14 protein-coding genes are annotated in these 13107 nt (G+C 42.3%); 3 read left to right on the top strand and 11 right to left on the bottom strand.

Features of this window, described 5'->3' with window-relative positions:
• Nucleotides 1-10 precede the first annotated feature (10 nt).
• A complete protein-coding gene (locus ACDE64_RS12635; protein WP_411346999.1) occupies nucleotides 11-496 on the top strand; it encodes a DMT family transporter in 486 nt (161 codons plus the stop codon).
• A 2013-nt stretch (nucleotides 497-2509) separates the two neighbouring features.
• Here the strand turns inward: ACDE64_RS12635 and ACDE64_RS12640 are convergent.
• Complete coding sequence (locus ACDE64_RS12640) at nucleotides 2510-3238, bottom strand: TetR/AcrR family transcriptional regulator (protein ID WP_411347000.1); 729 nt, start codon at nucleotides 3236-3238, stop codon at nucleotides 2510-2512.
• Nucleotides 3239-3473: 235 nt separating this feature from the next.
• On the opposite strand from ACDE64_RS12640, the gene ACDE64_RS12645 reads away from it, so the two are divergent.
• On the top strand, nucleotides 3474-4670 hold the full coding sequence (locus ACDE64_RS12645; RefSeq protein WP_411347001.1) for an FAD-dependent oxidoreductase: 1197 nt from the start codon (nucleotides 3474-3476) through the stop codon (nucleotides 4668-4670).
• 125 nt (nucleotides 4671-4795) lie between these two features.
• Nucleotides 4796-6163, top strand: coding sequence for an MFS transporter (locus ACDE64_RS12650; protein ID WP_411347002.1), 1368 nt, complete (start codon nucleotides 4796-4798; stop codon nucleotides 6161-6163).
• Between the two features lie 136 nt (nucleotides 6164-6299).
• On the opposite strand, the gene ACDE64_RS12655 is transcribed toward ACDE64_RS12650, so the two are convergent.
• The 10 genes from ACDE64_RS12655 to trxA all read right to left on the bottom strand — a co-directional run bounded on the left by ACDE64_RS12655 (nucleotide 6300) and on the right by trxA (nucleotide 13048).
• Nucleotides 6300-6743 (bottom strand): MarR family winged helix-turn-helix transcriptional regulator, encoded by a 444-nt coding sequence (locus ACDE64_RS12655; protein WP_411347003.1) that lies wholly within the window; start codon nucleotides 6741-6743, stop codon nucleotides 6300-6302.
• A gap of 126 nt (nucleotides 6744-6869) precedes the next feature.
• Complete coding sequence (locus ACDE64_RS12660; protein ID WP_411347004.1) at nucleotides 6870-7058, bottom strand: hypothetical protein; 189 nt, start codon at nucleotides 7056-7058, stop codon at nucleotides 6870-6872.
• Between the two features lie 28 nt (nucleotides 7059-7086).
• Entirely contained in the window at nucleotides 7087-7440 is a 354-nt protein-coding gene (locus tag ACDE64_RS12665) for a DoxX family protein (protein ID WP_411347005.1), read from the bottom strand.
• 313 nt (nucleotides 7441-7753) lie between these two features.
• Nucleotides 7754-8236: a M23 family metallopeptidase gene (locus ACDE64_RS12670; RefSeq protein ID WP_411347006.1), complete on the bottom strand. Its 483-nt coding sequence runs from the start codon at nucleotides 8234-8236 to the stop codon at nucleotides 7754-7756.
• Nucleotides 8237-8251: 15 nt separating this feature from the next.
• Entirely contained in the window at nucleotides 8252-8611 is a 360-nt protein-coding gene (locus tag ACDE64_RS12675; RefSeq protein ID WP_411347007.1) for a hypothetical protein, read from the bottom strand.
• A 475-nt stretch (nucleotides 8612-9086) separates the two neighbouring features.
• Nucleotides 9087-9752, bottom strand: a complete 666-nt coding sequence (locus ACDE64_RS12680; RefSeq protein ID WP_411347008.1) for a carboxymuconolactone decarboxylase family protein — start codon at nucleotides 9750-9752, stop codon at nucleotides 9087-9089.
• Between the two features lie 552 nt (nucleotides 9753-10304).
• Nucleotides 10305-11417 carry a flavin monoamine oxidase family protein gene (locus ACDE64_RS12685; protein ID WP_411347009.1) on the bottom strand — a complete coding sequence of 371 codons (1113 nt, stop codon included), beginning with the start codon at nucleotides 11415-11417 and terminating at the stop codon, nucleotides 10305-10307.
• A 29-nt stretch (nucleotides 11418-11446) separates the two neighbouring features.
• The gene (locus ACDE64_RS12690; RefSeq protein ID WP_411347010.1) at nucleotides 11447-11782 is read right to left on the bottom strand and encodes an ArsR/SmtB family transcription factor; all 336 of its coding nucleotides are present in this window, start codon (nucleotides 11780-11782) and stop codon (nucleotides 11447-11449) included.
• 102 nt (nucleotides 11783-11884) lie between these two features.
• Nucleotides 11885-12655, bottom strand: coding sequence for an SDR family NAD(P)-dependent oxidoreductase (locus ACDE64_RS12695; protein ID WP_411347011.1), 771 nt, complete (start codon nucleotides 12653-12655; stop codon nucleotides 11885-11887).
• 72 nt (nucleotides 12656-12727) lie between these two features.
• Nucleotides 12728-13048, bottom strand: coding sequence for a thioredoxin (trxA, locus tag ACDE64_RS12700; RefSeq protein WP_411347012.1), 321 nt, complete (start codon nucleotides 13046-13048; stop codon nucleotides 12728-12730).
• Nucleotides 13049-13107 lie beyond the last annotated feature (59 nt).

Genomic DNA, 13107 nt, shown 5'->3' on the forward strand with positions numbered 1-13107 from the left:
GAGAATTGAAATGAGTATAGTTTTAATTATTATAGTTACGTTAATTGGTGGAGCAGCGGTTAGCACTCAATCATCAATCAATGGAACAGCAAGTAAACGTATTGGATTATTGGAAACTGTTTTCATCTCATTATCTATAGGTGCTTTAGTCCTTACTATTCTTGTTTGTTTTTTTGGTAGTGGCAAATTGTTTGACCTTATACATGCCCCTAAAACGCAATTACTTGCTGTATTTTTAGGTTTTGGTTATTTGTTTTTATCTAGTTTTAATGTGAATACGTTGGGGGTTACTCCAGCAAATCTTGCCACCATTGTTGGGCAAATACTAGCTGGTTTTGTTATTGATACGTTTGGATTATTTGATAGTGCGATGATTACGTTCTCCTGGCAACGCGTCGTTGCTATCGTTTTCATGTTGGGTGCATTAACTTTAATTTTTAGTGAAAAACAAAATACACCTACAACCCAGATCTTAAAAAAATCAAACCTTTCGTAGTAATCAATTGTATTTTACACATGCCAATATACCTCATACAGGATCGTATACATCGATCTTGTATGAGGCAATTATTAAATATAAGGACGAATACAATATTGTGAGTAACATCTATAGATGAGACTAATTATATGCTATTAAGTAATAATTTTTGATACCTTATGAGACTTCTAATGTCTTTAATTGAGATTTTTATATTTATTACAATTACAAATGATAATTCGTGTAACATATGTTTTTCCAGATGATCAAAATCTTATCTCTATCCTTTATATAAACTATGTAAAAGAGCTGCGATAATAACCCTAGCCCAAAACCAAATATCTAATAAATATACATCATTAAATGAATAACACAATAAAGCACAATAATTTTTGTCATGACGCTTTTTATTATTTCACTCTAAGATTCATAAAACTTTAATTATTCATAAGTTTACTATTCTCTCATACGTTTTCTTGTTTGTGGGTATCAAAAACTACTTGTTAAGAATCTATTGAGAAAAAGATCATATAGAATCACTTATCCAATACATTCATCTCAAAGTTTGAATAGCAGGAATCGAATTATCATTTATAAGGGAAAACTCCTTATAATAAAAAATAAAAAGAACTGAACGCTTATAAACTATACACTTTGTAAGGACACTTTGAAAAAAGGTTAGGACACGTCAAGAAGCTGTTGCCTGTATCATTCAGGCGGCAGCTTCTTGACATTCTATTGCCCACGTTTCCGATTGCAATACGTTATACAACGCTTGAGTTCTCGCTTCACTTTCTGGAGTGTTTAGGCAGGCTTGAGATTCGTTTCGTTTTTCAAATGACCAAAGAAGGATTCCTATGGAGCGTTATCCTAACAATCTCCTCTTCGCGACATGGATTGTCCGAGCTTCATTTTCTTCACGAGCTTTTGGAATGTTGGGTGTATAATGAAAGCCCTAATCTGAATGAACGCTTCACGTGTGAGATGGAGTTACTTTTTGAGTTGTTTGATCGTCTCCAGCACTAAAGTAAATCCCAGTGAATCTGAGACCGTATACGCTACAATTTTATTCGTTTGGGCATCTTGAATCTTAGACAAATATGCCCGGTGACACGCTCCGTAACGGAGATAAGTAATATTTGTTAGGAGAACTTGACTGGCGATGCTAGGTTTAAATTTCCATTGCAATGTATTGGGACACGTGCGGTGTTCCTGCGTCGCTTTGGCTATCCAACACGTAGGACTCTCTGCTGTTTCTGCCGATGGCACAAGGCTTTCTCGCTCCAATACGTATAATAAACGGAACGCGAGATCCCAGCAAGATGGCACAGCCACCGCACTTTATGTTTGAATGTCGGCTGATTCGCAATCTGCTGAATCCATTCGAATTTCTGCCTCATCCTTACTTTGATTTCGGTTTCTTCGCCCGCCTTTCGAGCCAATCGAGCTTTTTAGGAATTTGTTCTTGACTTCGAGCCATTCCAGCCGGGCGATCTTCTTTTTGGAGCGCCAGTGAACGCCCCGAACCTTACTTTCTGCCATCCGAAAGACCAATGATCCCCCTTCTGTTTGTAAGCGGTACGCCAACAATGAGGAGCCGTTTGAATACGTTTTTTTCCAACATATCGAAGTCAAAGCCTGCCTCTTGAAAAATCTCACGCGAGAGCTTTCCTTGCTTGTAAGCTTAGATAAAGTGTTCTCTAAACGTATCCGTATAGGTGATGGCTTTTTCGCTGACCTGTTTCATATGAGGATTATTTTGAAGTTGTTTTTGTTGCTGGATTGTGAACAATTGTTTAGCAATTCGTTTCGACCACCACTCGTTTTTTCTTTATTATACTCAAAAGACTCTACAAGATGTCTTTTTTCAAAGTGTCCATCTTATAAGGTAACGTTTATTATCTCATTCAAGTTCTTTTTATTCGTTTGAAATTATTTTAGATTTAACTATATAGTTATCATTTAAGTATTGTTACTGCATATTTATATTTTCATACAAATAAAGGAACAGATGACCTACCAACGGTTGAATTAGAACTCATACTCCGCTACACGTGCACCACCCAGCTTGTACAGCAGCATGAATTGCTCAGCCATAAAGCACGGTGAATAATGTAGATCCTGCTCCAACCAGTTATAAATAACCCCAAGATGGGCATAAATATTGTAACTCATATATACATCCTGCTTGACTAATCGTTCCGGCTGCTCGCCTTGCAACAGCTGCAATCCTTTGTTAATAAAACTCTCCAACAGCTGCTGGAATCGCTTCGTAAATGTGTGCTCATTGCCTAGCATCACTTTGTAAAAATCCGCATGACGCCAAATATGCTCAAACATCTCACGAAATACGCCTGCCAGCAGTTCCAGATCGAATGGCTGCTCCGGCTGACGAGTTTGCGGTCGTTCCATTACTTCATCTAGCTCCACCAATATCTCATCCATACAGCTGTCCAGCAAATCCTGTTTATCCTGATAATGAGCGTAAAAGGTTGCCCGGTTAATATCCGCCGCCCGCGTAATGTCCATTACAGTAATGGCATGCAGCGGTTTCTCATAAGCAAGCTGTAACAATGCCTGCAAAATCGCTTCGCGAGTACGCAGCACACGACGATCTGTGCGCTTTCCTTCCATACACTCGCCAGCGAAGTCTGTAGTCAGACTACTACCAATAGCTGGCATCGTTATATTCGAACTAGCAATACGACTAGCAGTATTCAAGTGATTAGCGGTACGACTCGTAGGATGAATGAATTTCATAGGGCACTCCTGTTCCTTGCTCCGGCAGTTCTCATAATGATCACTTGCCGAAACAATCTTTCATTTTTTGTATTACATTTGAGAGTTAAGCAACACTTATGTTCAATGTGACGAATAAGATACATTTCTTGTAAAACTGATGGTTGATTGCCATTTTTCGATAGGTAAAATATAGCATAACAGCCATGATCCATGTAAGGCTGACATCTGGTATCGAACCATCAGGAGGGAAATCATGTCGAATTTGCATATTATTATCGCGGGCGGAGGCATTGGCGGTCTCTGTCTGGCACAATCCTTACACAAAGCCGGAATCAGCTGCGCCGTTTACGAACGAGATCTGGAAATGGGCATATCCGGTTATCGATTGCATATGAATGCGGATGGCGGAAATGCACTACGCTTTGCATTGCCTGACCATCTGTATGAATTATATGTACAAACATCCCGTCGCACCCCACGCCGCGAAATGGCAATACTGCTGGACAAAAACGGGATCGAATTAGGTGTGCGTCCGCATATTGGACCTGCCAATGACCCGGTACTGCCGCATACAGCCGTCAACCGCAAAACACTGCGCCAGATTCTACTTATAGGGATTGAACATCTAGTGCATTTCGGTCAAAAGGTAACTGGATATACGCAAAGTGACAGCGGTGTGCAGGTGCAATTACAGGATGGCACCATCGTCAACGGCGATCTGCTCATCGGTGCGGATGGCATCAATTCCGTCATCCGCAAACAACTGCTGCCAGATATTGACGTCATCGATACCGGTACACGCGCCCTGTATTCCAAGCTCAAGCTGAATGAGAAGCTAGCGACTTCACTACCGGATGTATTCTTCGACGGACTGACTAGCGCATCCGACGACGCCGGTACGTATATGGCAATCTGCCCGTATCAACCACGCCGTGCTGTAACAGAAGCGGTCGCTGAGTTGGCACCGGGCGCTGCTATTGAGCATGTGGACGACTATATCATGGTCAGTCTTAGCATTGGACCGGATGCAGGCATCAGCGACGACGTACTGCGTCAATCGGCGCCGCAACAGCTACATGACATCATGAAAAAGCTGACCAGCGACTGGTCGGGCGATCTGCGCAAACTGGTAGCTCATATCGACCCCGACACCATTTTCCCGCAAACGATTCGTCTGCTCGACCCGGCAGAGCCGTGGACAACTAGCCGCGTGACTTTGCTTGGCGATGCCATTCATGCTATGCCACCAAGTTATGGTGCTGGTGCGAATCTGGCACTCAAGGATGCTCATCAACTCGCACAGCAGATGATTGCCATGAATGATCGTCCGGCGGATTGGGCAGAGTATGTGCATGCTTACGAGCAGCAGATGCGCTCTTACAGCTACCCGATTCTGGAGATGTCCTCCAATAAGCAAACGGCACGTACATTCACATTGATGAATAAGTAAATCCGGCAAGGATGATACCCATCTGAAATGTAAACGATACACTATCGACGATACAACACATATCAATTGGGAATGAGACTGCAATAATATCCAACTCATTCCCTTTCCAGAGGTGAACAAACGACTTGGATTCTTCTATCTCTTTGCCCAGCGCCCACACTGCCAACCGTCTACTATTGGTACTGGCGGGCGCATTAGTATTTGCTTCGATGAATGCAACGATGTTCAATGTAGCTCTGCCCTCGATCGGGACCGAGCTGGGATTACAAACATCGCAAGCAGGTTGGATCGTGACCAGTTATATGATCATCTATGCAATCGGCTCGGTGATGTACGGCAGACTTGCCGACCAGTATCGACTCAAAGACCTGCTAACTGTCGGTCTGTTGTTACTAGCTGTTGGATCGCTGTGCGGTTATTTTGCAGACAGCTTTGCATGGATCGTAACGGCGCGACTGATTCAGGCAGCAGGCGCTTCGGTGTTCCCGGCATGTGCGATGATCATTCCTGTGCGCTTCTTTGCACCGGAGATGCGTGGACGTGCACTTGGTATGACCTCTGCTGGACTCAGCTTTGGCGTGGCGGTAGGACCAATCATTGCAGGCTTTTTGACCACCTATTTGCATTGGAACGATCTATTTCTGCTGGCGATGCTGCCTGTTGTATCGTTGCCCTTTTTCCGTACATATTTACATGAAAAAGCGGGAACACGTAGCAAGTTGGATGTGCTTGGGGCACTGCTGCTAGCATTGACAATTGCAACGTTGCTGCTCACGATTACGAATATCAATATAGGTACAGCCGGATTAACCTTATTATGGCTGGTACTGTTCATTTGGCGGATTCACAAAGCAGCGGTGCCATTTATCGTCCCTGCGCTATTCCGCAATCCATATTATTGCTGGGGATTGCTGTTGTTTGGATGCAGCTCAGGCATCGGCTTCAGCCTGCCATATCTGACGCCGCTATTATTCTCGGAGATCAACGGATTGAGCGCTTTTACCAGCGGCTTGCTAATGTTCCCCGGTGCATTATGTGCAGCATTGCTAGCACGAGCGGGAGGCAAGCTAGCAGATCGCAAAGGCAATGCGTGGACGGGTTATCTAGCACTGTGCTTTTATTTGATCTGCTTTGGATGCTTTACCGTACTGGCTGGCAGCAATCCATATACGATGATGCTACTGCTAATCTTCGGCTATATCGCTCAGTCCTTCTTCCAACTGACGATGGCAAATACGATCTCTCGCACCCTTCCACCGGCGTTATCCGGTACAGGAATGGGATTATTTATGCTGGTGAACTTTGTATTCAGTTCGATTGCGACTACAGTGATGGGCAATTGGTTGAATCGTGAAGGCACGACTTCCTTTGCTGGTTGGATGGTGAATCCTGCGGCGGTTCGATATGGGGAGATATATGCGGTATTTGTAGTGATTGTGCTGTTGATGGTTGTCGTGTATACGTGGTGGCAACGGGCGACGAAGCTGCGTTAATTATCTATATATGCTGGGATAACACTAAACATTTTACAACAAACATACACAAAGACCTTTTCCGTAATAGCTTGGGAAAAGGTCTTTGTGTGTATGTCACATTTATTCGTTGATGCCTTTGGCAATTCGGTCAGCATCAGCGCTTCAACTGTTGTGCTCCAAACCCGATCTTTTTTAATAGCTCAATCAACTGCTCTTTTTCCTCATTAGAAACGGAAGCAAAATTGCTGGAAATCGTATGCACATGCTTCGGAAATACTTCATCGAACAAAGCTCTGCCTGCATCAGTAATGTCCACATTAAAAGCTCTACGGTCATCCGGGTTCGGCTTTCTTGCTACCAATCCCTTTTGCTCCAGCTTGTTGACGACATAAGTGATACTGCCGCTTGGAATCGACAGAATCTCACTAATTTTCTGTACCGGATGAGCCCCTTTGCTATACAGCAATTCCAGCGTAATAAAATTCTCATTGCTGATCTTATGGCTGGCAATGTCTTTTTGAATATTGTCGACTAATGCCTTAGAGGCTTTCATCCATATACGAAACAATCTCAAATCCAGATCGTTATGATCCTGCATTGTTCTAACCCCCAAATGAAGTTCATGATAGCTGACGGCGCATTCATCTGTATGCTTACTGTACCATTATAACTTTTTCGGAGTTAGCGAGACATCGTCATAAACCAATTCATTGCGATGGAATGTCTAAAATGGTAAATGATCGCCACCACCCCATTCATCTTCATCATCCGACACTCCCCATGCCCAGCAGAAGAAGCAGAATAAGGGGTCTATCGAATGAACGCGATCGTTCTGAGCATACTGGTCTTCCGACGTCTGACTGTCCTCAATCTCCAACTCTTCCACTTCCCACGGTCGCATGTCATGATTCATGTTGAACTCTCCTTTGCATTCGGAAATATCAGATGACGGCGTTGATATTTAACAGTAGCACAACAATACCCAGCACCAGCAAAATGATCGGCATACCTAGCTTGCTGCCCGGATCTTTAATCTTAATATGAGTCAAAATTCCACCTAGCATCGTACCGATAACGAGCAAGCTTCCCGCTACTGCTGCTACGCCGTTCCAGATGCCCCAGAGCAGCAGTACTGCCGCTATCATTTCGACCAATCCGGTAAACAGTCGAAATCCACTCCCATATCCATAACGCTGAAATTCATCCACCATTTGCTTGGAACCAAATTTCATACTGCCAAACATAATAAAGCCCAAACCTAGCAAAATCTGAAGCACGATCGATACAATAGTCATATCATAAGTCTCCCTTTTCTGTTTTATCCTAACTTTAGGATAAATATATCCTAAGTGTAGGATATTGGCAAGACTCTTTTTAATAACCTGCTATACTTGAACTGCTCCCCGTTTATCGGTTCCACAACAAGAACTGCTATAATATCCATCCTGTATGTACAAAAAGCACCCGTAACCTATTCATCTGACAAATGTTTAGCAGATGAGGTAGATTGAGGGTGCTTGTATCGATTCACTTTATTGAATCCAATCCAAGATCGGTAAAGGCAAAGATGAGTTTGCCCATATAACGACAAGACGATGGATGCATGAATTATGACTTGTTATTGACGATCTGCCCCTTAACCGGCTCCATATCTCCCTGCCAACGTACAGCAATCGATTTCCCATTTGCCAGATTCGGGTTATCTGCTATTTGGAAATGTAGATGCGCTTCACTGGAATTGCCGGAGTTGCCAATCTTACCGATAATCTGCCCAGCTTGGATGGGATCGCCTTTCTTCACGGTAACGGAGCCTTGCTGCAAATGTCCCAGCAGACTATATTCGCTACCATGCCGGATGACTACGTTATTGCCTGCGGGCTGCTCTGGATTCATTGTACCAACCGGCTCGTTGTCCGCAATATCGTTCACCACTGCTACCACTGTTCCATCTGCTGGTGCTAATGCAGGCTGACCGAATGCGTAATAACTCTCGTTACGCGTAGCATCCCCGCGGTAAGACATTCCATCCTTCACCTGAATAAAATCATACGCATACCGCTGTGATTCCACTGCATAGTGATAATTTTGCAATACATTGTTACCGCCCTAGAAGACGAACCAATCGCCCTGCAATGGCAGACGATACGTGGCGGTGGTCAGCTTCTGATCGGTTTCCGGAAACGATTGTACTGGCTGCAATTGTAATCCGGCAATCTTGCCCTGTTCATTCAGCAGAGCGGTCATTCCAAGCTTGCCAGTGTTATCCAACCAGTCATATTGCGTATGCTGGTTTAATGGAATTGCTTTGCCCAGCATGTCAAACGACTGTACATCCTTCAGCGAGGATTGAACCGTATCTTCCAGTTGCTGTTGTGACAGTACCTTTTGAAAGTCGGGAGTTAACTGCGCATATATAGCAGCCGTTTTGCCTTGTAGCAAGGCGCTCGGAAGCTGCTCCGGATGCAACGTCTCTGTTTCCGCTTTCTGCTCATGAGGATTGGAACTGTTTTCCTGTATGGCTGTTTCCTCCTACGCCGCTGATTCGCTTCCTTGCTGTTGCTTCACTGAGTACAAACGATAGATGAGTACTACCGTTGTTGTTTCCACTGCTGCATGCGGTAATAGATGGCGCAGCTGTAAGTGCAAGGGCTGAGATGGTTGTTCCTTTGATCTATATCACTAGCTTCGTCGTCAGTTGTAATTCATCTAATGTGTTCAGCTGTGAATAATTGCTGTAGATGATATTAATGTACTGTCATTTAAGTAATAATTTCAATTGAGAATGATCATTGTCATAAAATCTAAGAATGATTCAATATTTAACTAAACGTAGGCTTGTATTTTCTAATACTAACCGCGATATATTGAGTAACAACAAATGGATCGAATCAAAACAGGATAGGCACTCGCCTATCCTGTTTCAAATATCTAAATAATGTTCTTATATCGAATCTTCATCATAAGCAATTAATGCATTCACTCCATGCGCCATCGCAGATCCTGCTTTTAGTGCTGTTGCAACCATGATTGACTCTGCCATTTCCTCTTTGTTTGCGCCAACTTTTTTAGCTGCTTTGACATGAGCTTCAATACAGTATGGACAGCCAGTTACATGAGCAATCGCAACAGCAATCAATTCTTTTTCCTTGACAGACAATAACCCTTTCTTCATTGCCTGCATATCAAAAGCAATAAAGGCTTTAAAAGAATCACCTGCTAAAGTAGAATACTCTTTTAATCGATTCAAATAGGAACCTTTGTAAAGCTCATCGTCTTCCAGTGTTCCATCGTAAGCGTTCAGCGCATTCACTCCGTGTGCCATAGCAGAACCTGCTTTGAGAGCTGTAGCTACCATGATCGCTTCTGCAACTTCTTCTTTAGTTGCTTCTTTCTTCACGTTATTCACATGAATTTCAATGCAATAAGGACATCCAGTGACATGAGCGACTGCAACTGCGATCAGTTCTTTTAGTTTACCGGATAATACACCAGGAGCCAATGATTTTTGATCAAATTGAACAAAGGCTCTGAATGCATCCCCTGCTAGTTTACTATATTCACCTAAACGATTGATATTCGTTTTTTTGTATAAGCTATCATTATTCATATTTATATTCTCCCTTATTTATCTATTTTACAATTACCATTTGATGTCTGATTATCTACTTTACGTCTACAATATATAATTTATTAAATCCATGCTGCATTAAAATTCTAGCTGCTTTTTTACTTTTATGCAGCCATACCATAGAATCATCACTTCAACTTCAAGAGTTAAATCCTTTTACGATACAAGAGGCAGTCGCCCAACGAAATATTGATTGCTCCTTATATATGGGCTTGATAAAAATCGATAACATCTCGAATATCAAACATCTTTACGTGAGATGAAGTTAAAGCTACTACATCAATAAGACTTTGTTTTGAATACATTACAGAGATTGATTTTCATATCTGACATAGCGACATTCCAAACAAAGCTATACTTCCTAAAATAAATCACATCATTACACGGTTGTATGCTCAAACAATTTAATAAACTTTTCACTGTATATAGCAGCCGTTAATCCAGCACGACCAGTACCCATAATAATGGATTGGTACATCGCAATCTCTCCTTAATACTTATTTACAATCAACTACATGTATACACTTCACTTTAACTATCTTTTATTTTTGTCAGCAGATGCGCTACGGCTTGTTCGGCCGATCGTAGTGCCCCTTCCAAATGTCCTCCATAATTTTGATCCGTCTCCGTACCGGTAAACACAATAGGTGATTCTTCGAATTCTGTATGATTGATTGGACCATACATCGGATAATCTCGAAGTGGTTCTGCATCTTCGAGGCTAGCTGTCTCATTCTCTAATGACCAATCTTGATACAATAGAGCGATCGGATGTTGGGCAAGTGGACCAAACAAGCGAATCAATTGCTGCTGTACTGCTTCTAATACTTGCTCTTTTCCTGCCTTAGCACGTTCTTGTGCCGAAATACCAAAGAATCCAAATAGTGCACCTGTGCCTTCAGGTGATGAAGCGTCGTGAATTTCCTGTAAGGGTCCTACCCAGCTGGTAGCCAGTCCAGAAAGCCCTTGTTCTCGCCAAAAAGGAGTTTTATACACAGCGACTACTTTTGCCTGTCCTGCCATCCAAGTTGGCTTTGCCATTAAATCTTTCTCCAGCCTAGCTGGAAGTGCTGGAAAAAAAGAAATAGAGCGCGCAGCAACTCTTGGAGGCAAAGCAATCATGACAGCGCCTGCTTGAATAGGTACTTCAAGCCCTTGAACTTCTAGACTGAAACCTTCTATATCTCTTGCAATGGTCTGAACACGATGCTGAAGAGAAATTGTTCCTTTTGGAAGTCTTGCAGCTAAAGCGTTGGTCAAAGTTTCTACCCCACCTGCAAATCGCATAGACAATTCCATTCCAAGTTCAGGTAGCATATGGCGCTGTGGGGGCTGGTTGATTGCTCGCTCTAATACCATATGTCCTGTGCGGAATTGTGGAAAGGTATCCAATCCGAGTTCTTTAGCAAGCTCCGTAATATACGGTTCGGAATGCGGCCAAAACCAGGTCGGTCCTACATCAAAAACACCCAATTCTGGATAATCCGGTACATGTTGACCAAGTATCCTTCCGCCTATTCGTTCTCTCGCTTCGAGAATACGAAAAGGAATTTGGCGTGCTGCAAGTAAAGCTCCAGCTTGTATTCCACTAAGCCCTGCGCCCAAAATCACGACTGGTCGTTCTTTTGTTATCATGAATGTCATGCGTATGCTCCTTCATTATCACACCTTGTTTATAGTTTGCTTGGTTGTATATGTGAACGATTCATCGATTGACTTTGATAGAATATAGAAAATGACAATATAAATCCTGTAATAATTGGATCTTTCAAACTATATAGAGTAGACGTTCCATGTTGATGAACTTTTACAAAATCAGCTTGTATCAATGTCGTTATGTGTTCAGATATCGTAGAAATATCGATATCCAGTTGAGAAGCTAGATGTTCCAATTGCTCCGGGCCATGAGATAAAACGTTCATAATGTTTGCTTTTTCTGTACTTTCTAAGCAGGTTCTCATTCGCTGATAAGGTTGATACAATTCATCTTTTTTGGATAGATTTGGCATCCGATCACCATCATCTTCGCGTTATATCTTTTTACACGAATCTTCTATTTATAATAGAGAAGAGCCAATTGGTAACATTGACTCTTCTGCTTTGTATAGTGATTATCTCAAGCGAGCAGTTACGCCGCCATCCAGTGGCATAATAACACCAGTGATCCAAGCAGCCGAGTCACTTGCTAAGAACAGAATCGCATCGGCAATATCTTTTGGAGCGCCATTGCGACCCAATGGGTGGAATGCATTAAAGCCTGGTAGTACTTCAGCTACTTCTTCTTCGGTAAGAAACGTATTGTAAATTGGTGTTTCTACTACAGCTGGTGCTACTGCATTGACGCGAATACCATCAGCAGCAAATTCAATTGCCATATTGCGAGTAAGTGCATGGCGACCTGCCATTGCTGCAGAGTATGCAGAAGATGGAGTCGCTTCGACAGCTTGAATCGCCCACATCGAACCGGTATTGATAATTGCACCGCCGCCTCTTTTTTTCATTTCAGGAATGACAGCCTGAGATGGGAAGAAAGTACCTTTTACAATCGTATTCAAATACGAATCCAAATCTTCAGCTGTATGGTCCAAAAATGGAGTTGGATTGAATTTACCGGTATTATTGACAAGAATATCGATACCTCCAAAGGCTTCTACAGCTACAGCAACCAGTTTTTTCGCAGTGTCTGGTAAGCTGATATCCCCTACCGCAATACGTACTTTTTGACCAGTTGGGTCGATTTCATTTGCAGTTTGTTTCAACACATCTTCACGACGACCATTAATGACTACATTCGCACCTTCATTAAAGAAACGTTTTGCTGTTTCTTTACCAATACCTGTTCCTCCGCCGGTTACGATTACTGTTTTGTTTTCAAATGTCATAGTTAATATCTCCTTTTTCTTACCTACTAATAGGTAGATTATATAATACAATGTATTACTGATTTATACATTTTAGTTATGCAAAGCATTCACAATTTTACTCGCAAGTACTGATTGTTGTTGAACACCACTCATTTGATCGATGAGCTGTCCGTCTTTAAACAAAAGTAAGGTGGGGATACTTCGTATACCATAATGGGCAGCCAATGTTGAATTTTCATCTACATTTACGGTAGCAATCTGAGCTTGATGATCCATAGTTTGAGCGAGTTGTTCCACAATCGGCAATTGAATTTGACATGGACCACACCATGGTGCCCAAAAATCAACTAAGGAAACACCAGATTGAATGTATGTTTCAAATGTATCATGATTTAATGCTGTCGCACTCATATCCATACTCTCCTTTACTAAGATTCATTTTTAATTCAATATTCAATTGAACGATTGAA

The organism is Paenibacillus sp. WLX2291 (assembly GCF_046603665.1).
GTDB lineage: Bacteria > Bacillota > Bacilli > Paenibacillales > Paenibacillaceae > Saccharibacillus.